Origin of the sequence: Pedobacter sp. (genome assembly GCF_039594775.1) — a bacterium.
Taxonomy (GTDB): domain Bacteria; phylum Bacteroidota; class Bacteroidia; order Sphingobacteriales; family Sphingobacteriaceae; genus Pedobacter.
This window is the reverse complement of sequence record NZ_JBCNMT010000009.1, coordinates 141762-162947: the sequence shown is the minus strand read 5'-3', so window position 1 is coordinate 162947 and position 21186 is coordinate 141762. Positions and strand designations below refer to the sequence as shown.

Sequence of the window (21186 nt, the reverse complement as noted above, 5' to 3'; positions counted from 1 at the left end):
AATGGCTGAATATGCCCCTGTGGTTTATCAATATTCAATCATTCAAAATTTAAAACATGTCAAAAGTAACAGGTGACGCATTTAATTTTAGCTTATTAAAAAGGGTAATGGCCTATGTAAGGCCTTATCGGGCTATTTTTATCTGGTCGGTGTTGCTTACTATTTTATTGGCAGCCATTGCACCTGCCAGACCACTTTTAGTGGGTTATACGCTGGATAAGCATATTCTTAAAGGCGATTATTATGGCTTGCTGAATATTACCATTTTAATGCTGGTGTTGCTGGCCTTGCAAACTATTTTTCAGTATGCGCATACACTGCTCACCAACAAATTGGGACAGTCGGCTATTAGGGATCTGCGGATTAATGTGTTTAACCACATCAGTAAGTTGCGGCTGAAATTTTTCGATAAAACTCCCATTGGTCAGCTGATTACCCGTACGGTTTCAGATTTAGAAACCATTGCAGATATCTTCTCTGAAGGATTAATTGCTATGATTGGAGATATGCTGCAGGTAATTGTGCTCATGACCATTATGTTTTGGATGGATTGGAAACTTACCTTAGCCGTCTTAATTCCAATGCCATTTTTGATCATCGCCACTAGGATTTTCCAGAAGGCCATTAAAGTGGCTTTCCAGGAAGTGAGGGCAGAGGTGTCTAACCTAAATACCTTTTTACAAGAACACATTAGCGGTATTGCCATCATTCAATATTTTGCTAGGGAAGATCAGGAATATAAGAAATTCGAAAAAATCAATTCCCGTTATCGCGATGCCAACATCCGTTCCAATTGGTATTATTCTATCTTCTTTCCGGTAGTAGAATTGATTTCGGCCATGTCATTGGGGCTACTGATTTGGTACGGTGCAAAAACCGTATTGGCCAAACCAGATTTGGATCCAGGAATCATTACCACCTTCATCATGTTCATCAACATGTTGTTTAGGCCAATTAGGGAGCTGGCAGATAAGTTTAATACCCTTCAAATGGGAATGGTAGGTGCCGAACGTGTTTTTAAAGTATTGGATACCCAAGAAGTCACCCTTAATTCGGGGACTTTGGCTCCGAAAAAATTAGAAGGAAACATTGCTTTTAAAGAGGTGTGGTTCAGCTATGATCAAGATGGCGAAGAAGATCCGAAATATGTATTGAAGGACATTTCTTTTGAAGTAAAAGCTGGGCAAACCATTGCGTTGGTGGGAGCTACGGGAGCAGGTAAATCTTCAACCATCAATATCCTAAACCGTTTTTACGAAATCCAAAAAGGAAGCATCACTATTGATCAGCAAAATATTCAGGATTACGACCTGTATTATTTACGCAGGAATATAGCGACGGTTTTGCAGGATGTTTTTCTCTTTTCAGATACTATCTTTAACAATATCACTTTAAATAATCCCGATATTGGATATGATGAAGTAGTAGAAGCTGCAAAAAAAGTAGGTGCACATGATTTCATCGAACGTTTACCAGGGGGCTATCATTATAATGTGATGGAAAGGGGGGCGACACTTTCTGCAGGACAAGCTCAGTTGATTTCTTTTATTCGAGCCTTGGTTTACAAACCAGCTATTTTAGTGTTGGATGAGGCAACTTCTTCGGTAGATACCGAAACAGAAATGCTGATACAAAATGCGATTGACAAGTTAATGCAGGATAGGACTTCCATAGTCATTGCCCATCGTTTATCAACCATCCAAAAAGCAGATTTGATCATCGTATTGGATAGGGGCGAAATCAAAGAAAAAGGAACACATCAGCAACTACTTAAATTAGATGGTTATTATAAACGCTTGTACGACTTACAGTTTTCCTCTGTAGGTATTGCGAAAGATTGATATTATTAGTTAAATTTGACTAAAATAGTAGTCTTTCTTGAAAAACAGCTGGGTAGATATTGATGATTTTGCACTTTTCTCACTTTTAAAGCAGGGGGACGAACAGGCTTTTGAGGTGATTTATAGAAGGCATTGGAAAGTGTTATTTGATGCAGCCTACAGAAGATTGCCAGTGAAAGAGAAATGTCAAGATATTATCCAGAATATCTTTGTTGATTTGTGGCATAGAAGAGATACCTTGGAAATTGAGAAGCCAATGGCATATCTGCACGGTGCAGTTCGTTTTCAGGTACTAAAGAGTTTAAGTAAAGAGCATTTAAATGCCAGTTTCTACACTTCTTTTGAAAATGATATCGTCTCTCCCCTAAATGCGGATGAAGCTGTTTTAACTAAAGAAGCAAAATATTTGCTGCAATTGTTTTTGGCTACCTTATCCAAAAAGCGAAGAAAGATATTTACCATGTATCATTTTGAAGGCTTAAAATCTTCAGATATTGCTGTCGCACTAAATATTTCAGAAAAGACAGTGAGAAATCAATTGTCGGAAGCTGGAAGATTATTGAAGCTTAGAATTACACAGCTTTTTCTGTTGTTTTTGGTGCTTATTTTTCTGTTTTAAAAAAAAATCAAAAAAAATCGGGATTATTTCGGTTTTGTTGTACTGTAATAAAAAGGAAGTACAATGATCCCTAAGATTCAATACCCTAAAGCACTCCGTAAATTAGTTGAAAAATACTTAAAGGGCTCTGCTTCTAAGGAAGAAGCAAATTTTATAGAACAATATTATCATTCTTTTGATAGTAAAGAAGGTTTCTTATCTAGCCTTAGCCAATCCGAACAAAATGAATTAGAGGAAGATGGTTTAAATGCTATCAAATCTAAATTATCCTCAGCAAAACCTAGGAGTTATCAACTGTATTACAAATTTGCAGCTGCCGCGGCTGTTTTGACTTTGGCAATAGGAACATTTTTTTATCTACAACAAAGGTCTGCTAAAAAAGAAACTATGGTAAACCCATTAGTTGCCATTGAAGGGAAACTAGACGTTTTGCCAGGAGTAAATCGGGCAACACTTACGTTAGCCGATGGTTCAAAGGTAATTCTGGGTGACAAGAAAAGTGAGGATATTTTATTGGAGGCCGGTTTAAAAGTGGCAGTAAATGCTAATGGAGAATTGATTTACCAAGTAGATCGTCAAGGTACTGCGAAAGAAGCAAAGTACCATACGTTGGAGACGACTAAAGGTAATCAGTTTCAGATTATTCTTTCTGATGGAACTAAAGTATGGTTAAATGCATTGTCTTCTCTTCATTTTCCAGAAACTTTCGGAAGCCGTCGAATTGTAGAGTTAAGCGGGGAAGGATATTTTGAAGTCGCTAAAGACGCTTCTCATCCATTTATTGTGAAAACCGATAAAAATGGAATCAAACAAGAAGTAGAGGTGCTGGGCACGAGCTTCAATATCAATAGTTATTTGGACGAGCTTGTGATTAAGACCACTTTGATTGAAGGCAGTGTGAAAATAGCTAATCAATCTGCCTCTGCCATTTTGAAACCTATGCTGCAAGCTAAGGTAAATGACCGCCAGATTTCCATGGGCCAAGTAGATCTTGATAGTGAAATAGCGTGGAAAAATGGCCTTTTCAGTTTTAACAATGCTTCTCTAAAAACCATTCTTAGTCAAATAGGGAGATGGTACAATATTGACATTGATCCTGCTAAAATTCCCCAAAAGAGATTCAATGGAGTGATTTCTAGAAATGTAAATCTTTCTGAAGTGCTACGTATGCTGTCGTTAACTGGAAATATTAGAATAGAACTTAAACAAGATAGAACGCTTTCCGTATATGAGAACTAACCACCTATAAAATAATTAATAACCTAAACACAAACTAATGTTGAAATTCTACTTAACAAACCGTAGCCCCCAAGCAAGGCAAAAGCCCTTGTCTTGCGATGCAGGTAAAACTGTGCGGAAAAAAATGATGAAAACAGCAAAACTGACGGTGATTCTAATCGCTGTCTTTTGCTTGCAGTTAAATGCTTCAGCGTTTTCGCAGAAAGTAACCATTTCTAAGAGAAACATTTCTCTGGAGCAGCTGATCAAAGAAATTAAAAGGCAAACAGGCTATTTCTTTCTCTATGATCTTGATTTGTTGCAGCAAAAATCTAAGCCTATTAGTTTATCCGTTAAGGAAGCCGAAGTGAAAGATGTGTTAACTTTAGCGCTGCAAACCCAGCCCTTTAGTTTTGAAATCAAGGAAAATACCATCCTGATCAAACCAATAGCTGCTGCAAATTTTGTCAATATTGAGGTGAATGGTGTGGTAAGAGACGAAAATAATTTGCCTTTAATTGGTGCTTCAGTAAAGGTGAAGGGAACATCCGTGGTTACTATTACAGATGTGAACGGGCGATTTTCACTTAAAAATATAGAAGAAGGCGCCATATTGGTGATTTCATATATTGGATATGCCGATCGAGAAATTAAAGCAAGCACTCAAATTGATGTAAAGTTAGTGGCTTCTTTAAATACTTTAAGCGATGTGGTAATTACAGGCTACACCAATTATTCTAGGTCGCAATCAGCCACGGCGTTATCAACTGTTAGTGCCGATAAAATTAACCAAGTTCCTGGCCTAACGATAGACCAAATCTTACAAGGAAGGGTGCCGGGAATGAGTGTAATATCCACTTCTGGACAACCAGGTAATAGTGCTTCGGTGGTAATTAGGGGGATTGGTAGCGTGAGTGGTACTACTACGCCATTATATATATTGGATGGAGTGCCCATTGAAGGCAATTATTTCCAAACAATAAACCCCGAAGATATTGAGAGTGCAACCGTTTTAAAAGACGCTTCTGCAAAAGCACTTTATGGATCAAGAGGTTCTAGTGGGGTTATTTTGTTAACTACCAAAAAAGGAAAGGCAGGTCGTTTATCTATCAATTATAATTCGCAATATGGTTTTTCTAACCTGAGCCGTCCTAATTTCGAAATGATGAACACCGCTCAACGTCTTCAATTTGAAGAAGAAATTGGGGTGGCATTTGGAAGGACTTTGGGGCCAGGTTGGACTTATTCTCCTAAAAATCCTACCTATGCTGCGGGTACTGCGGCATCACGTGCTAGGGCTGATTTTATTTTGGATAGTCTAAGCAAAATCAATGTAGATTGGAGAGACCAGTTTTTCCAAACTGGTAAATTTCAGGAACAACAAGTGGGTATTAGCGGAGGTAATGAAAAAATGCGCTATTACAACTCTTTAAATTATTACAAGCAAGAGGGAGTTGCTAAACGTACAGGCTTAGATAGGTACGCTTTGCGCAGTAACCTCGATTTCAATGATGGTAAATTCTCTGGAAATGTTAATATCTCCCTAGGTTATTCGCAATCTAGTTTTACCGAAGGTGAAGGAGGAACGGGAGCAGGTACAGCAATGGCTTCTGTTTATTATGCTTTGCCTTATGAATATCCTTATGCACCAGATGGAACGCTGATTCATCAGGGAAATAAATCTCAATATAACATTCTGGATCAACGTGAAGGAAGCCAAGGTTTGGAACGATTGTTTAATTCCTCTGATAAAACTGAACAGCTAAAATCAATCATTAGTACTTCATTTGCTTATCAAATATTGCCCAGCTTAAAAATTACCACACGTGCGGGTATCGATTATCGTAATTCTACAGACCAAGTTTTCATCAATCCAGATTCCTACTACGGTTCAAGAAGCGTTACCAATACATTGGGTGGCAAGGGCAGGTTGAGCGATATGAGCAGAAGGAACTTCAATATTGTATCTACCTCAGGTATAACTTTCAATAAAGTGTTTTCGAAAGTGCACGATTTTGAAGTGGCTGGATACTATGAGTACATTTATAATAATTACAATTCTTTTGGTTTCAACGCTTACGGTATCGATGGTCGTTTACCGGAAACACCTGCAGGTGTAACTTCAAGTGCCACGTTCTTGCCTGGCATTTTAGGGAGTAAAACTAAAAGTGCCCTGGCCTCTATTATTGGGGTGGCTAGATATACTTACGACAACAAATACACCGTGAATGCAAGTTATCGTTATGATGGTTCAACCAAGGTTGCTCCTCAAAATAAGTGGAAAGGCTTTTATTCTGTAGGTGCTAGCTGGAATGCTAAGGCAGAAGATTTCTTAAAAGATGTAAGCTTAATCTCTGATTTGAAATTTAGAACCAGTTATGGTAAAACAGCTAGTCAGTTTACTGGAGATTTTACTTACTTGCCTACGTTTTTAAGTGGTGCTAGCTATAGTGCGCTTACAGGTATTATTCCCAATAATTTAGGTAACGCAGATTACGATTGGGAATATGTAGATGAGTTTAACCTTGGTTTTGATCTGGACCTCTTTAAATCCAAAAGATTAAGATTGGTAGTGGATTATTATAATCGCAAAACCTACAATATGTTTTTTGACCAACCGGTGTCAGCTGTTGTAGGGGCAGGGGTAGGAGGTACCTTGCCAATAAGTACAGGTAAGATGCGAAATAGAGGGATAGAGTTTGAATTAAATGGCGATATCATCAGGAATAAAGATTTTACTTGGAGCTTGGGCGTAAACGCAGGATATAACAAAAACAAAATACTTTATTTAACACCATTGTCTAATCAGCTGCCTGATGGAGATACCAGGGTTTTTAAAGTTGGGTATCCAATAGGAACTTATTATGCGCCAAATTGGGCGGGTGTGAATCCGCAAACGGGAGAAGCCCAATATTATAATCCTGACGGAACGATTACCACCACTTATAATGCCGCATTGCAAAATGCCACCAACTCAGGTAGTTTGTACCCAACTTTTACGGGTGGCTTCAATACCGCATTAAGCTATAAAGGCTTTTCGTTATCGGCATTGTTCTCTTTTGTATCCAACGTGAAACGCTGGAACAACGAGGATTTTTATAACGAAAATCAACGTTACGCTACGAGTAACCAATCGGTTAGAATGTTAGAAGATAGATGGAAGAAACCGGGCGATGTGGCTACCTTGCAAAGGTTTGATATTCCGAGAAACTTCACCTCAAAAGATATACAGGATGCATCATTTTTAAGATTGAGAAATGTTAATCTTGCTTATAGTGTACCAGCTAAAGCTTTAACAAAAATTGGATTTATTAAAGGTGTTAAGGTATTTGTGCAGGGGCAAAATCTATTGACATGGACTAGCTGGAGAGGCTTAGATCCAGAAAATAATGCAGTTTATGGTAGATTCCAGTATCCAAATACGAGAACCTACACTGCTGGTCTTAATGTTAATTTTTAATGATACTGAAGATGAAAAATATATTTTATACCATCATATGCGCAGTGTTGATTTTAACATCTTCATGTGCCAAACTAGATTTGTCACCTACAGATACCATTTCGCCCGACAAGGCTTATCGTAACCTTAATGATATTAACATGGGGCTCCTTGGGGCTTATGCCGCTGTAGACTATACCCCGATGAGCATCGTCTCAACAGTATCTGATGAGGCTACTTTCCCTGTAGAAAATACAGTAGGAAATAGCGATGCCTTTAGATGGCTTTATGACCCAAGTTATGGATCGGTTACCAATTTATACTATGATTACTTTAGGGGAATTGATCGTGTGAACCGAGCACTTGCGGGTTTAAATACCATCAGTTTTTCGACATCAGAAACTGCCTTGGCGAATAGATATAGAGCAGAATTACTTGGATTGAGGGCTTTTTTCCATTTTGAATTGCTGCGAAATTACGCATCGAAATATGAAAATGGAGCTATGGGCATTCCTTACATGAAAACTTCGGAAATTGCTTACCCTGCAAGGTTAAGCTTTGAACAGGTGATTGCTGAAATCAAAAATGATTTAAGCGACGCAAAAAATCTAATGCCTGCTTCTTTTACGGATAAAACCAGAATCACCAAAACGGCCATTTCGGCCATACAGGCTAGAGCGGCATTATATGAGAAAAATTGGGCAGATGCCATTACGTATGCTACCGAAGTAATCAATGCCTCTCCATTGGCCACAAAAGCTCAGTTTCCAGGATTATGGACTGATGCCAATGACAGTGAGGTGATTTGGAAAGCAAAGAGAGTTGGAACTACAAATTCGCGCCTAGGGGATTTCTATTACAGGCAAACGGGGGGCATTGTGCTTTATGCCCCTGCAGCTAAGCTAATCAATACTTTCGACGCGGTTAATGATTTGCGTTATACGGCCTATATCAAATTTGATGCAACTAGAACTGGGACCAAATCACAGTATCTGGTGAACAAATATATTGGAGGAACAAGTTCAGCGCCAGGCTTGGTTGATTTAAAAATGTTTAGAACCGGGGAGATGTACCTCATCAGAGCTGAAGCAAGAGCCGAATCTACTGGAGATGCTGCTGGAGACATCAATACTTTGAGGGCGGCAAGAATTAACAATTACGTAAATGCCAGTTTTGCTGATAAGCCTGCGTTGGTTGATGCTATTCTGTTAGAAAGATATAAGGAGTTGGCTTTTGAGGGCCATCGTTTTTACGACTTAAGAAGAAGAAACCTACCTGTGCAACGTTTAGCCGCCGATGCGGCTAATGCTTCTGGAGCGGTATTGTTACCAGTAACTGCTGCACAATATACTTTTCCAATTCCTTTGACAGAAATCCAAATCAATAAAAACACCAAACAAAATCCAAATTATTAATCTAATCCCGAAGCGCTTTCGAGTGCTTCGGGATTTAAGTTTTTTATAAAATGAGGTATTTACTACTCGTGTTATTCATTCTTAACAGTGTCGCGTACGGCTGTGGGAAATCTGCAGACAATCCAACGGCTACCAATCCAGGTCTAAACGGCGGAGGTCAAACCGTTAAACGTAGACCAGCATCCATAGGCATTATTGGCGATACCGCAAACACCGTGAAAAGTACTACAGGTGGTTTAGTATTGATGGGTGGCAGTACTGATGTTGCTTCGGCATTTAAATGGATGATTGGCAAAAGTGGTGGAGGTGATGCGGTGGTGATCAGGGCGTCCGGAACGGATGCCTATAATAGCTATATCAATGGACTCGGTAGCCTCAATTCTGTCGAAACATTGTTGATCAATAGCAGGGAACTGGCCAATAATGATACGGTAGCCTATATCATTCGAAATGCAGAGATGGTATTTATTGCTGGCGGTGATCAATCAGACTATATGAGGTATTGGAAAGGCACTAAAGTAGATCAAGCCCTGAATTATTTGTTAAAAGAGAAAAAAGCACCAGTTGGAGGAACAAGTGCAGGCTGTGCTATTCTTGGTGGGTTTTACTATAGCGGTGAAACTGGAGGAGTAACTTCAGTGGAAGCTTTGGAGAATCCTTACAATGCTAACGTTACGCTTTATAAAAAGGATTTTTTGGAAGCCCCTTTTTTGGAGCACGTCATTACCGATCAGCATTATTTAGCTAGAAACAGAGAAGGTCGGTCCCTTGTATTTTTAGGGAGAATTTTAAAAGACTGGAACATTGAAGCAAAGGCAATAGCCGTTGATGAGCGTGTGGCCGTATGTATTGATGAAAATGGTTTGGCAAAAGTCCACGCAGATTATTCGGCCACGAGACCTTACAGCTATGCTTATTTTATCGTTGCCGATAAAAATAAGCAGCCGGAAATTTTTACCGCGAACACCAAGGTGACTTGGAGCCATCAAGAAAAAGCACTTGATGTTTACGAAATCATGGGTAAGGAAAATGGTAATGGCGAGTTCAATGTGGCCACTTTCAATATCAGTTCAGCTAAAGATGGCAACCGTTTTTGGTGGTCAATAAATAATGGTGTAGTAGTTAAAAAAGCACAATAAGCATGAAATTGAAAAATATAGCTGGTTTGCTCATTTTGTTGGTTTTCGCATCAGGCCCATTAAAGGCTCAGCAAGCAAAAGGAAAATTATTTATTATAGGCGGTGGAAGTAGGTCTGATGCATTGATTAAAGACCTGGTGACTACTTCGGGTTTAAAACCAACGGATTATGTGGTTGTGTTGCCAATGGCCAGCGAGGAGCCAGATACCGGTTTTAAGTATATTGATCTTCAAATCAAAAAACATACCCAGGCAAAAGTGAGGAACTTTGATTTTGCCAAGTTTGGAATAGGACAAAAGGGATGGGTTGATTCTTTACAAAATGCAAAGCTGATTTACATATTAGGCGGTGACCAAAATAGGTTCATGAAATCAGTTTTAAATACACCTATTTATCAAGCGATACATCAAGCCTATCAAAAAGGTGCCACTATTGCTGGAACTAGTGCAGGTGCAGCGGTAATGAGCAAGTACATGATTACTGGAAAGCAACTTTTAGTAAAGGATTATAAAGAGACCTTTAATCAGCTTTTAGATAAAAATATAGAACTAGCTGAAGGTTTAGGCCTTTTGACCCATACTGTTGTTGATCAACATTTTATTAAAAGGAATAGATATAACAGGTTGTTGTCTGCGTTAGCACTTCACCCTGAAATGGTAATGGTTGGGATAGATGAAAGTACAGCTATTGTAATACAAGGTAACAAGGCAAGGGTTACAGGGGATAGTCAAGTGGTGAGAATGGCCAAGCCTGAAAAATTAGCCACTACATCTACCGGTTTAATTAAAAGCACAAATATTCAATTTGGCTTGTTTGCCCACGGAGATGTGTTTGAGATAAAACCGTAAGCTTACTTTCTGAAATCTCTTTCAATCACGTGCGAAATTTCGTTAGAGCCAACCTTTTCTTTTCGGGTATAAACTAGTTTAAAGTAGCCCGTTCTTAAGTATTCGATATGCCAAGTGCTGTCTGGGGTGGAAGAGAATTTGATGTTTTCGCCAGTTGAATCAACTGCAAAATTTACGGAGGTTCCTCTTCTGATAAATCTGAAGTCGCTGGTAAATGAAGTAGTATCTGCAGGCGTAAAAGTAGTCGTGTCTCTACGACCCGAAGTATCGTTTGTAATCGTGCTTTTGATTTCCGCCCTCAATGGCCAATTTCCTTGAAGATAGCGCTCTACAAAAAGTTTACTGTCTACGGGTTCCTTTTTACAGGCATAACCTATTGCTCCAACTGTAAGCAAACCCATTAAAACAAACTTTAGTTTACGCATCGCCATTTGTGTATTTTATAGCAAATATACAAAAACTAAAGTTTTTAATTGGGGGTAATAGAGCGCATTAAATGGATAAAGGAGTATTGATACATATTCGAAATATGTTATTATCTTTCCAGCTTCAAACCGATACTAAACATGAAGAAAATTGTTTCCAACCTAACTTTTCAGGTCCTTGTGGCCATTTCGTTAGGTATCTTAGTGGGCGTAGTCTATCCAGGTTTTGCCCCGCATGCCGAACTCATCAGTAAGAGTTTTATAAACATGATCAGTATGCTGATCGCTCCCATCATCTTTTTCACCATTGTGCTTGGTATTGCCCATATGGGCGATATGAAAAAAGTAGGGATTGTTGGAGGTAAAGCGCTGCTTTATTTTGAAATTGTAACCACCATTGCTATTGTAATTGGTTTGGTTGTGGCCAACGTATTGAAGCCGGGAGTAGGGGTAGAAGTGCCTGCTGGCGATGTGGCCAAAATGGATGCCTATGCCAAGCAGGCGGGCTCTATCAACTGGTTAGAATTTATTGCGCATATCTTTCCTAAGAATATCTTCGAAGCCTTTTCAAAAGGCGAGATTTTACAAATACTTGTGTTCGCCATTTTGTTTGGTTACGGACTAAGCAAAATGGGGCAAACTGGACAATCGTTATTAATCACTTTTGATAAAATAGCCAAAGTGTTATTTAACATGATGAAAGTGATCATGCGTTTGGCACCGTTAGGCGCTTTTGGTGGAATGGCATACAGCGTGGGCAAGTTTGGTTTGCATACCCTATTGCCAATGGCGAAATTGATGGGAGCGGTATATTTAACCTGTTTCTTGTTTATTTTTGTGGTGCTTAATGCTATTTGCCGTTACTATAAATTCAGCTTATGGAAATACCTGAAGTTTATCCGCCAGGAAATTTTGATCGTACTGGGTACCTCATCCTCGGAATCAGTGTTGCCAAGTATGATGAAGAAAATGGAAGATATTGGCTGTAACAAATCCGTAGTAGGTTTGGTTATTCCAACGGGATATTCCTTTAACCTTGATGGAACTTCTATTTATTTGGCGATGGCAGTGATTTTTTTGACTCAGGTGTTTAAAATTGATTTAAGCATTGGCGAACAGGTTTCTATCATGATGGTGCTTATGGTAACCAGTAAAGGAGCCGCAGGGGTTACAGGAAGTGGTTTTATTGTATTGGCTAGTACACTTACGGCCTTAAAAATTATGCCGGTAGAACATATTGCTATTTTACTTGGAGTGGATAGGTTTATGAGCGAGGCCAGAGCCATTACGAACATGATTGGAAATGGTATTGCTTCCATAGTGATTGCCAAAAGTGAAAATGAATTTGATGAGGTAAAATACCTCAAAGCAACCAGTCCGGCAGCTATTGAAATGGCCGAAGAAGAGAATATTATGAAAGAATAATCAAGCGATAATTGGGTTTGGCAAGTTGATTTGGTCGATGAGCTAAACCCAATTCCATAATATCAGTTCCTTTTGATCTAAAGCCGTGGCAATGCTAGCCACATAATTTTCGCCAATGGTGAAGGTTCGCATTTTAAAAATCTCTTCGTCCCAGCGAAGCTGTTCACCCAAGCATTCTATTAAATGAAGATTATCGCTTACCCCTTCACCGCTGGCCTTTAGCAAAGCTTCTTTTCTGGTCCACATCACATAAAAGTTTTTAGCGTCTACCCGTTTCTCTCCTATGAAAGCAATTTCATTTTTAGAAAAAGTAATGTCTAAAATCGATTTGAAATCGAACTCTTCGTTTAAAAATTCAATATCAATACCTACAGCTTTTGGACTAATGGCAATCAGCACATAATCGCCAGTATGACTAATGTTAAATTCTATCCCTTTAACCGTTGGCTTCCTGAATTCGTGGAAAATGAATTCAATTTCTTGAGGACTTGTGTTTAGACAGAGAGATAAGATACTACGTAGACAGAATTTGCTAACCACATAACGTTCTTTGTCCTTTTGGGTAAACATTCTGCTGGCTTTTTCCTGTTCGCGTTCAGAAAGTACATCTGCTAGTTCTTTCTTGATTTTTTGAAAGTGATTATTGATGTCAATCTTGAAAACGTGGGTTTTGTCTGTATCTAGCGATTGTCCAGTGGAATAAGATTTCCAAGCATAATCGTAGCTCAGCAGCGTATCTATCATTTTTAATGTTTTTATAAGTTAGTCTTAGCTCAAGAACTTATGAGTAAATATCGTTAAATTTCTTTTTCGGGAGAATTTGTTGTGGGAATTTTACAAAATATCTTTTTTACGTTCGCTAATTAGCGTTGAAATGAAGCGGGGATAGTATTTAGTCGGTTTTATCTTTTAAAAACAGCAAATATTTATTGATATATAGCTGCTTTTCTCTCGATTTGTATTGTTGAATAAATCGTGGATGTTCTAATATGGTTAATTTTTCAAATAACTTTTCTTTTCGATTGATTTTTTGGATGAAATCGGCATTTTTCTTGCCTAAGATAAAAACTTCGGAAGTGTCTAAGCCCAGGCTGATATGCTTTTTTAGAGAGGAAATCATAAAGTCTTTCACTATATCGAACAGCTTGGGGTCATCGTAGTAATTAGCATTAAGCCATTTGCCATCTTTCGCCTTGCGGATAATGGCCAAAGGAAATGGGGAGTTGATGTAGAAATTTTGATAAAAGGATGTAGCTCCTCCATAAGCTTCAATCATGTCGTACATAAATACCGAAGAAATTTCGTGCGTATGGGCCGACTGCATTTTGATTCCACAAACACTTTCCAATCGTTTAGTGTCTGTGAACGGAACTCCTGTTACTCCTGCACCATGACGACTTGGGTTGATGCCTATTATAAATTTTCTTTGGGCAAAATCATCGTAATATTTGTAGTAAAACTGTTGCATCACAACCATGGTCTCAGGATTGTCCATATAGGGATTCATCACCTGAAAATCATCAGGTAATTTGCCATCGTAATGTAGGTGACGGTTGAAATCGATAACCTGGTCTGCAAAAGTTTTTTTCATGAAAGAAATAGTGCCTAAAAATAAATCGTTTTTCGTCAGATATCAATATCATACCTGTATGATTTGTAAAGAAATAACTAGATATGAAATAATATACTTTTTAGAGTTGACATTCCGTAGCATTTAACTTAAGTTTGCACAAAAAAATAGATACAATGAGTGTTTTAGTAAATAAAGATTCTAAAGTAATTGTTCAGGGTTTTACCGGAAACGAAGGTACTTACCATGCTGAGCAAATGATAGCTTACGGTACAAACGTTGTTGGTGGGGTAACCCCAGGCAAGGGCGGTCAGGAACATTTAGGCAGACCTGTTTTTAACACAGTTAAAGATGCGGTTGATAAAGCTGGCGCTGATGTATCTATTATTTTTGTACCTCCTCCATTTGCTGCTGATGCGATTATGGAAGCTGCTGAAGCTGGTATTAAAGTGATTGTTTGTATCACTGAAGGTATTCCAACTAAAGACATGATTGCGGTAAAATCTTACCTTTCTGATAAAGATTCTCGTTTAATTGGCCCTAACTGTCCAGGTGTAATTACTGCTGATGAAGCTAAAATTGGTATTATGCCAGGCTTTATCTTCAAAAAAGGTAATGTTGGCGTTGTTTCTAAATCTGGTACTTTAACTTATGAGGCAGTTGACCAAGTAGTTAAAGCTGGTTTAGGTATCACTACAGCTATCGGTATTGGTGGAGACCCAATTATTGGTACGCCTACAAAAGAAGCGGTTGAATTATTGATGAACGATCCGGAAACTGAAGGTATTATCATGATTGGTGAAATTGGTGGTGGCATGGAAGCAGAAGCTGCCCGTTGGATTAAAGAAAACGGTACTAAACCAGTAGTAGGTTTCATCGCTGGTCAAACTGCTCCTGCAGGGCGTAGAATGGGACACGCTGGTGCTATTGTTGGTGGTGCTGATGACACTGCCGCTGCTAAAATGAAAATCATGCGTGAGTGTGGTATCACTGTAGTAGAAAGTCCTGCAGAAATTGGTGCTGCAATGGCTGCATTGTTGAAAAAATAGTCTCGACAAATATATTTTTTAAAGGCGTCCCAATTTTTGGGGCGCTTTTTCTTTTTATCAGCAGCGTAAAACTTACTTCGCTATGAAAATCAACAAACGATTAATGCTTATTTTTGTTTAAGGGCATAAGCCAATAACAAATATAAACAGCCATGAAATCAATTTTTAACCGTATCACACTAATTGGCTTACTTGCATTGAGCACAGGTTTTGTGGCTTGTGCCCAACAAAAGGAAGAAAAAAAGGAAACCCCATCAAAAACTACTAAGAAAATGGAATGGAATAAGTTAACACCCGAAGAAGAGAGAATAATTGTAAATAAAGGCACTGAATATCCGGGAACGGGCAAATACGACCAGTTTTTTGAAAAGGGAACTTATATCTGCAAAAGATGTAACGCACCATTGTACAAATCAGATTCGAAATTTGATGCACACTGTGGTTGGCCAGCATTTGATGATGAAATTAAAGGCGCCGTAAAACGCATTCCTGATGCTGATGGACAACGCACCGAAATTGTATGCGCCAATTGTGATGCACATTTAGGACATGTATTTGTGGGTGAATTTTTAACGGCCAAAAACACTCGCCATTGCGTAAACTCTGTTTCCATGACTTTTGTGCCTGATAAAAAAGAATGAACGAATGATTAAATTTTGAATGAGTGAATGATGATTTGCCATTCTCTCATTCATTCACTCATTTTACATTTCTAAACCTTCTGATCAACCAATAGGCAAAAAATGATCCACTTAATGCCATGGCCGCACCAACTAGCGAAGGGTAATTGTAGCTTAGGCCATAAACTAGTGGAAAACCGCCAAATAGTGCACCTAAAGCATTGCCTATGTTAAAACTTGCTTGACTGGCTGAAGCTGCAATCATTTCTGAACCTTTTGCAGTTTTGATCATCAACATTTGAATTGGTGCTGCACAGGCAAAGGCGATGGCACCAGTTAAAAAAGTAGTAATTAATGCTAAGGTTGGGTTAGAGGAAACAAAGAAAACAATCACTAAAATGGTGCACATAGCAAGTAGTAGTGCTACGCAGGCCTTCGCAGGTGAAAACCTATCGGCCAAATAGCCACCAGCAAAATTGCCCAACAACATGCCCAACCCAGCCAACATCAAAATATAGGTTACACTGCTTTCTGCATAGCCGGCAACTTCGGTCATCAACGGCGCAATATAGCTGATCCAGCAAAACAAACCACCAGTGCCTATAGAAATCATCAAGATAATGATCCAAGCTTCACGCTTGGCAAAAAAGCTAAGTTCGCTTTTGATGTCACGGTTTTTAACTGCAGGTAAATAGGGCAACCAATATTTAAGACTAAACAAAGTGATGATGCCCACTATAGCAACAATAGCAAAAGAGTATCGCCATGAAAAGTTATGGCCGATATAAGTGCCCAATGGAACACCGAACAAATTGGCTATGGTAAGCCCCGCAAACATTAATGAAACAGCTTGAGCTTCCTTTCCTTTAGGAGCAATGCGGCTGGCTACTACAGAACCCACACCAAAAAAAGCGCCATGTGGTAAGCCAGAAAATAATCTGGCGATGAACAGTGTTGTATAACTAGGTGCAAAAGCAGATAGCGCATTAAAAACCGTAAATAATCCCATTAATGCAATTAAAATATATTTAGGTGGGTATTTGCCTGCAATAATGGCCAATAAAGGCGCGCCAATTACTACCCCTAAGGCATAGGCCGAAATTAAATGGCCTGCTTCCGGAATAGTAATAGAAAGATCTTTGGCAATATCGGGCAGTAGCCCCATCATTACAAACTCTGTAATGCCTATTCCTAAACCACCAAATGTAAGGGGAATGAGTTTTTTGTTCAATAGCATCTACTTAGTGTTTTATTTACACTAAGCAAAGGTAGCCGTTTTTATGGTAGGTTTTTGTCAGCTAGGAGTTAATTGTTGTACCTATAAAAAAAGGCCAGCATTTGCCGGCCTTTGTACTAACGCTTTTTAGCGTATTTTAAAATCTTAGCTATCGTTTCCTCTGACGGTTCTCTGTACAGCTCATCTAATTTAGGTTTAATGGCCTCGTATAATTTTTGGTCAGGGTTGTCGTCTTGTTCTAAGGTTGAGGGTTTTGATAGGTTTTTAAATCGAGTTGGAGTAAAGGTTTTTGTCATACGCATTTATATATCTTTTGTTTAGAAATTAAACGCCGACTAACAACCTTTATTTTACAGTTATGGTATTAAAATCAAAATAGTTTAGAAGTGTTTATTAAAATGGAGCTAAACCTTTGTTAAAATGGTAATAGAGGAGCTTGCCTGTCTAAAATCATTCCGCAACATTATTGTTACTTAGCCCTTGCTGATACTCACCTCTTTAATGTTCATCATTTTGCGCAAATTACTCAATGCGTAGCGCATGCGTCCCAATGCAGTATTAATGCTTACATCGGTAAGCTCAGCAATCTCCTTAAAGCTCAAATCCGCATAGTGGCGCATGATCAGTACTTCTTTTTGCTCATCGGGCAAATGATGGATCATTTTGCGCAAGTCGGTATGCGTTTGCTCTCTTAACATGCGCTCCTCAGCACTTTCTTCATGAATTTGGATAAGATTGAGTACATCTGTACCATCTGAACTGGTAATTGTAGGCGTGCGCTTTTCTTTTCGGAAATAATCGATTACTAAATTGTGGGCAATACGCATTACCCAAGGTAAAAACTTGCCTTCTTCGTTGTAACGACCAGATCGCAGCGTATTGATTACCTTGATAAAAGCATCTTGGAATATGTCTTCTGCCAAATATTGATCTTTTACCAATAAGTAAATAGAGGTGAAAATTTTGGATTTGTGCCTACGCAGAAGCTCTTCAATAACGGCTTCGTCACCACCGATATATAACTTCACCAAATCCTGATCACTAACCTGTTGTAACCTCATAGGAGTGTGTTTGATTAAACCCATCTTTATTAAATAATAAACACGTAAAAGTTTTAATCTATAGTTTTTCTCCTTTAATTTTTTGTTGGTGAATAATGAATATTAATGTGTTACAATTTCAAAAGAAACATTTTTTTGCGAGATTCAAAGAATTAAATTGTTAAAAGTTGTAAAAACACCGAATAAACATTGAAATCTCATGCTCCTTGCCAATGGTCAAATTCATTTGTCTCGTTTAAATGCGTCTAATAGATTTTCTTTATTCTGTCAAATTCTATACCAATTGTAAATTAATGATTTGGCCATCGGATTACATAAGCACTCATTAGCGCAGTTTGGAGTTAAATAAGCAAAGAAAACAACAAGAATATGGCTTAATTTTACCACTTGTTTGGATAGTTACTTTAGACTTTCGGCTCATAATTTTCAACTTAATAAGTTATCTTTGTAAATTACAGCGACGAGGTAATTCATGAGCAAGGAACTAGAGAAAGATCCACATCAACATATTCTTATTAAAGGGGCTAGGGTGCACAATTTAAAAAATATTGACGTAGCCATTCCCAAAAACAAATTTGTAGTCATTACAGGAATGTCGGGTTCAGGCAAGTCATCATTGGCCTTCGATACGCTGTATGCCGAAGGTCAACGGAGATATGTAGAAAGCTTGTCAGCTTATGCACGCCAATTTATGGGCCGTATGAATAAACCTGATGTTGATTACATTAAAGGTATTGCACCTGCTATTGCCATTGAGCAAAAAGTAATTACCTCAAACCCTAGGTCAACCGTTGGAACTTCGACAGAAATATACGATTACCTTAAGCTTCTTTATTCTCGAATTGGTAGAACCTATTCCCCAATTTCGGGTAATGAAGTAAAAAAAGATACGGTAAGTACCGTTGTTGATTTTGTGTCGGCATTGGCCGATGATGAAGTTGTGACTATTTTTTGTCCGCTACATCCCCAAAACAAAAGAACAATCAAAGAGGAATTAGCCATTTTATTACAAAAGGGCTTTTTGAGAGTTTCCTTTCAGGGGGCTATTAAAAAGATTGAAGATGTTTTAGGGGACGATGCTGTACAGGATAGAGAGTTGGAAGAAAACGATCAGGTTTTTATCTTAATCGACCGTATCGTGGTATCACATGACGATGAAACCCTAAGCCGTATTGCAGATTCGGTACAAACTGCTTTTTTTGAAGGCAAGGGCGATTGCTATGTAGAGCATAATGGTAAACAAAACTTCTTTTGTGATAGGTTTGAACTGGATGATATGAAGTTTGAGGAGCCGACACCAAACTTTTTCAGTTTCAATAATCCTTATGGGGCTTGTAAACGATGCGAAGGTTATGGTAATATTATCGGCATTGATGAGGATTTGGTGATTCCTGATAAAAGTAAGAGCGTTTATGATAATGCCATTGCCCCTTGGCGTGGCGAAAAAATGGGTGATTGGCTAAAGCAATTTGTTAAAAATGCGGATAAGTTCGATTTCCCTATTCATAGGTCTTACAGTGAGCTTACCGAAGCGCAGCAACAATTGCTGTGGACCGGAAATAAATATTTTAGAGGCCTGGATGAATTCTTTAGAGAACTGGAAGAACAGACCTATAAAATACAGTATCGAGTTATGTTATCGCGTTACCGTGGTAAAACTACTTGTCCTGATTGTAAAGGCACACGCTTGCGTAAAGACGCTTCTTATGTAAAAATAGGAGATAAATCTATTTTAGAATTGGTGTTAATGCCACTCTCTACTATTCTGCCATTTTTTGATGCCTTAGATTTAACTGTCAATGAGCAAAAAATTTCTAAGCGTTTGCTTTCGGAAATCAGCAGTCGCATTTTATATCTCAATAATGTTGGTTTAGGATACTTAACCCTTAACCGTTTGTCAAATACCCTTTCGGGAGGTGAAAGCCAACGTATTAACTTGGCGACTTCGTTAGGCAGTAGCTTGGTAGGCTCGGTGTATGTATTAGATGAACCTAGTATTGGTCTGCATCCCCGTGATACACACCGATTGATTGGCGTACTCGAGTCATTAAGAAATGTGGGGAATACCGTTTTGGTGGTGGAGCACGAAGAAGAAGTGATGAAAGCTGCCGACCACTTGATCGATATTGGCCCAGAAGCTGGTACCCAGGGTGGAAATTTGGTATTCAGTGGTACTTACGATCAGATTATTAAAGATAAAAAATCATTAACAGGGAAATATTTGTCTGGGAAGGAAAATATTGAAGTGCCTAAAAAACGTAGAAATTGGCACGACCATATTCTCATTAAAGGAGCCAGGGAAAATAATCTTAAAAACATCAACGTAAAATTTCCATTGGGAGTTTTTACCTGCGTAACAGGTGTTTCGGGATCGGGAAAAACAAGTTTGGTCAAACGGATTTTATACCCAGCCCTACAAAAAGCTATTGGTAATTATGCCGGTGAGCAAACAGGCTCTTATGACGGTATCTTTGGAAATATTGATCTGGTACAGCAAGTTGAGATGGTGGATCAAAATCCAATTGGTAGATCTTCACGTTCCAACCCGGTAACCTACGTGAAAGCTTGGGACGACATCCGGACGCTGTATTCTTCACAGGCCTCGGCTAAAGCAGCAGGATTAAAGCCCTCTGCATTTTCTTTCAACGTAGAAGGAGGTCGTTGTGATGTTTGCCAAGGAGAGGGTGAAGTGAAGATAGAAATGCAGTTTATGGCTGATATTTACCTGCCTTGCGAAACTTGTAACGGAAAAAGGTTTAAGCAGCAGGTATTGGATGTAACATATCAGGACAAAAATGTGTCTGATGTATTGGATATGACCATTGATGAAGCCGTGGCATTTTTTGCAAAAGAAACAAAGATCATGGCTAAGCTGCAACCTTTGGTTGAAGTAGGCTTGGGCTATGTGCATTTGGGGCAATCATCAAATACATTATCGGGAGGTGAGGCACAACGTATCAAGTTGGCATCGTTCCTTATTAAAGGTAATAATGCGCAAAAGGCAGTTTTTATTTTTGATGAGCCAACTACCGGATTGCATTTCCACGATATTAAAAAATTATTAAAAGCATTAAATACTTTGATAGAGCAGGGCAGTACCGTAATTGTAATTGAGCACAATATGGATATGATTAAAAGTGCCGATTGGGTGATTGATATTGGTCCAGAAGGAGGTGACAAAGGCGGGAACGTGGTTTTTGAGGGCAAACCAGAAGATTTGGTTGATGTCGAAAACTCTTACACCGGACAGTTTTTAAAAACACACCTTAAATAGTAACTT

At 38.7% G+C, this 21186-nt stretch carries 17 protein-coding genes; 11 read left to right on the top strand and 6 right to left on the bottom strand.

The window, feature by feature from the left end:
- The first annotated feature begins 56 nt into the window (after window positions 1-56).
- From ABDV71_RS18185 to ABDV71_RS18155, 7 genes are all read left to right on the top strand, one after another.
- Window positions 57-1841: an ABC transporter ATP-binding protein gene (locus ABDV71_RS18185; RefSeq protein WP_343535099.1), complete on the top strand. Its 1785-nt coding sequence runs from the start codon at window positions 57-59 to the stop codon at window positions 1839-1841.
- A 37-nt stretch (window positions 1842-1878) separates the two neighbouring features.
- Window positions 1879-2460 carry a sigma-70 family RNA polymerase sigma factor gene (locus ABDV71_RS18180; RefSeq protein WP_343535098.1) on the top strand — a complete coding sequence of 194 codons (582 nt, stop codon included), beginning with the start codon at window positions 1879-1881 and terminating at the stop codon, window positions 2458-2460.
- Window positions 2461-2523: 63 nt separating this feature from the next.
- Window positions 2524-3699, top strand: a complete 1176-nt coding sequence (locus ABDV71_RS18175) for a FecR domain-containing protein (RefSeq protein ID WP_343535097.1) — start codon at window positions 2524-2526, stop codon at window positions 3697-3699.
- A gap of 124 nt (window positions 3700-3823) precedes the next feature.
- Window positions 3824-7138 (top strand): TonB-dependent receptor, encoded by a 3315-nt coding sequence (locus tag ABDV71_RS18170; protein WP_343535096.1) that lies wholly within the window; start codon window positions 3824-3826, stop codon window positions 7136-7138.
- Between the two features lie 11 nt (window positions 7139-7149).
- Entirely contained in the window at window positions 7150-8532 is a 1383-nt protein-coding gene (locus ABDV71_RS18165) for a RagB/SusD family nutrient uptake outer membrane protein (protein ID WP_343535095.1), read from the top strand.
- Between the two features lie 50 nt (window positions 8533-8582).
- Window positions 8583-9671, top strand: coding sequence for a cyanophycinase (locus tag ABDV71_RS18160; protein ID WP_343535094.1), 1089 nt, complete (start codon window positions 8583-8585; stop codon window positions 9669-9671).
- Window positions 9672-9673: 2 nt separating this feature from the next.
- Window positions 9674-10519, top strand: a complete 846-nt coding sequence (locus ABDV71_RS18155) for a cyanophycinase (protein WP_343535093.1) — start codon at window positions 9674-9676, stop codon at window positions 10517-10519.
- A gap of 2 nt (window positions 10520-10521) precedes the next feature.
- Here ABDV71_RS18155 and ABDV71_RS18150 read toward each other — a convergent pair whose 3' ends face one another.
- Window positions 10522-10944 (bottom strand): hypothetical protein, encoded by a 423-nt coding sequence (locus ABDV71_RS18150; RefSeq protein WP_343535092.1) that lies wholly within the window; start codon window positions 10942-10944, stop codon window positions 10522-10524.
- A gap of 141 nt (window positions 10945-11085) precedes the next feature.
- Here ABDV71_RS18150 and dctA point away from each other — a divergent pair, with 141 nt between their 5' ends.
- Window positions 11086-12369 (top strand): C4-dicarboxylate transporter DctA, encoded by a 1284-nt coding sequence (dctA, locus tag ABDV71_RS18145; RefSeq protein ID WP_343535091.1) that lies wholly within the window; start codon window positions 11086-11088, stop codon window positions 12367-12369.
- A gap of 42 nt (window positions 12370-12411) precedes the next feature.
- On the opposite strand, the gene ABDV71_RS18140 is transcribed toward dctA, so the two are convergent.
- On the bottom strand, window positions 12412-13113 hold the full coding sequence (locus ABDV71_RS18140; RefSeq protein WP_343535090.1) for a 4'-phosphopantetheinyl transferase superfamily protein: 702 nt from the start codon (window positions 13111-13113) through the stop codon (window positions 12412-12414).
- Between the two features lie 148 nt (window positions 13114-13261).
- Window positions 13262-13960 carry an SMUG2 DNA glycosylase family protein gene (locus ABDV71_RS18135; RefSeq protein WP_343535089.1) on the bottom strand — a complete coding sequence of 233 codons (699 nt, stop codon included), beginning with the start codon at window positions 13958-13960 and terminating at the stop codon, window positions 13262-13264.
- Between the two features lie 155 nt (window positions 13961-14115).
- On the opposite strand from ABDV71_RS18135, the gene sucD reads away from it, so the two are divergent.
- On the top strand, window positions 14116-14988 hold the full coding sequence (gene sucD, locus ABDV71_RS18130) for a succinate--CoA ligase subunit alpha (RefSeq protein ID WP_113663783.1): 873 nt from the start codon (window positions 14116-14118) through the stop codon (window positions 14986-14988).
- Window positions 14989-15140: 152 nt separating this feature from the next.
- Window positions 15141-15629 (top strand): methionine-R-sulfoxide reductase, encoded by a 489-nt coding sequence (locus ABDV71_RS18125; protein WP_343535086.1) that lies wholly within the window; start codon window positions 15141-15143, stop codon window positions 15627-15629.
- A 58-nt stretch (window positions 15630-15687) separates the two neighbouring features.
- Here ABDV71_RS18125 and ABDV71_RS18120 read toward each other — a convergent pair whose 3' ends face one another.
- From ABDV71_RS18120 to ABDV71_RS18110, 3 genes are all read right to left on the bottom strand, one after another.
- Entirely contained in the window at window positions 15688-16845 is a 1158-nt protein-coding gene (locus ABDV71_RS18120; protein ID WP_343535084.1) for an MFS transporter, read from the bottom strand.
- 116 nt (window positions 16846-16961) lie between these two features.
- The gene (locus tag ABDV71_RS18115) at window positions 16962-17141 is read right to left on the bottom strand and encodes a hypothetical protein (RefSeq protein ID WP_343535082.1); all 180 of its coding nucleotides are present in this window, start codon (window positions 17139-17141) and stop codon (window positions 16962-16964) included.
- Window positions 17142-17318: 177 nt separating this feature from the next.
- The gene (locus ABDV71_RS18110) at window positions 17319-17906 is read right to left on the bottom strand and encodes a sigma-70 family RNA polymerase sigma factor (RefSeq protein WP_343535080.1); all 588 of its coding nucleotides are present in this window, start codon (window positions 17904-17906) and stop codon (window positions 17319-17321) included.
- Between the two features lie 472 nt (window positions 17907-18378).
- Here ABDV71_RS18110 and uvrA point away from each other — a divergent pair, with 472 nt between their 5' ends.
- Window positions 18379-21180 carry an excinuclease ABC subunit UvrA gene (gene uvrA / locus ABDV71_RS18105; protein ID WP_343535078.1) on the top strand — a complete coding sequence of 934 codons (2802 nt, stop codon included), beginning with the start codon at window positions 18379-18381 and terminating at the stop codon, window positions 21178-21180.
- The last annotated feature ends 6 nt before the right edge of the window (window positions 21181-21186 follow it).

Excerpts from the sequence above, each read along its gene's own strand:
- ABDV71_RS18185 (WP_343535099.1), top strand. The coding sequence starts at position 57 with ATGTCAAAAGTAACAGGTGACGCATTTAATTTTAGCTTATTAAAAAGG.
- ABDV71_RS18175 (WP_343535097.1), top strand. The coding sequence starts at position 2,524 with ATGATCCCTAAGATTCAATACCCTAAAGCACTCCGTAAATTAGTTGAA.
- ABDV71_RS18170 (WP_343535096.1), top strand. The coding sequence starts at position 3,824 with ATGATGAAAACAGCAAAACTGACGGTGATTCTAATCGCTGTCTTTTGC.
- ABDV71_RS18165 (WP_343535095.1), top strand. The coding sequence starts at position 7,150 with ATGAAAAATATATTTTATACCATCATATGCGCAGTGTTGATTTTAACA.
- ABDV71_RS18160 (WP_343535094.1), top strand. The coding sequence starts at position 8,583 with ATGAGGTATTTACTACTCGTGTTATTCATTCTTAACAGTGTCGCGTAC.
- ABDV71_RS18155 (WP_343535093.1), top strand. The coding sequence starts at position 9,674 with ATGAAATTGAAAAATATAGCTGGTTTGCTCATTTTGTTGGTTTTCGCA.
- ABDV71_RS18150 (WP_343535092.1), bottom strand. The coding sequence starts at position 10,944 with ATGCGTAAACTAAAGTTTGTTTTAATGGGTTTGCTTACAGTTGGAGCA.
- dctA (WP_343535091.1), top strand. The coding sequence starts at position 11,086 with ATGAAGAAAATTGTTTCCAACCTAACTTTTCAGGTCCTTGTGGCCATT.
- ABDV71_RS18140 (WP_343535090.1), bottom strand. The coding sequence starts at position 13,113 with ATGATAGATACGCTGCTGAGCTACGATTATGCTTGGAAATCTTATTCC.
- ABDV71_RS18135 (WP_343535089.1), bottom strand. The coding sequence starts at position 13,960 with ATGAAAAAAACTTTTGCAGACCAGGTTATCGATTTCAACCGTCACCTA.
- sucD (WP_113663783.1), top strand. The coding sequence starts at position 14,116 with ATGAGTGTTTTAGTAAATAAAGATTCTAAAGTAATTGTTCAGGGTTTT.
- ABDV71_RS18125 (WP_343535086.1), top strand. The coding sequence starts at position 15,141 with ATGAAATCAATTTTTAACCGTATCACACTAATTGGCTTACTTGCATTG.
- ABDV71_RS18120 (WP_343535084.1), bottom strand. The coding sequence starts at position 16,845 with ATGCTATTGAACAAAAAACTCATTCCCCTTACATTTGGTGGTTTAGGA.
- ABDV71_RS18115 (WP_343535082.1), bottom strand. The coding sequence starts at position 17,141 with ATGACAAAAACCTTTACTCCAACTCGATTTAAAAACCTATCAAAACCC.
- ABDV71_RS18110 (WP_343535080.1), bottom strand. The coding sequence starts at position 17,906 with ATGAGGTTACAACAGGTTAGTGATCAGGATTTGGTGAAGTTATATATC.
- uvrA (WP_343535078.1), top strand. The coding sequence starts at position 18,379 with ATGAGCAAGGAACTAGAGAAAGATCCACATCAACATATTCTTATTAAA.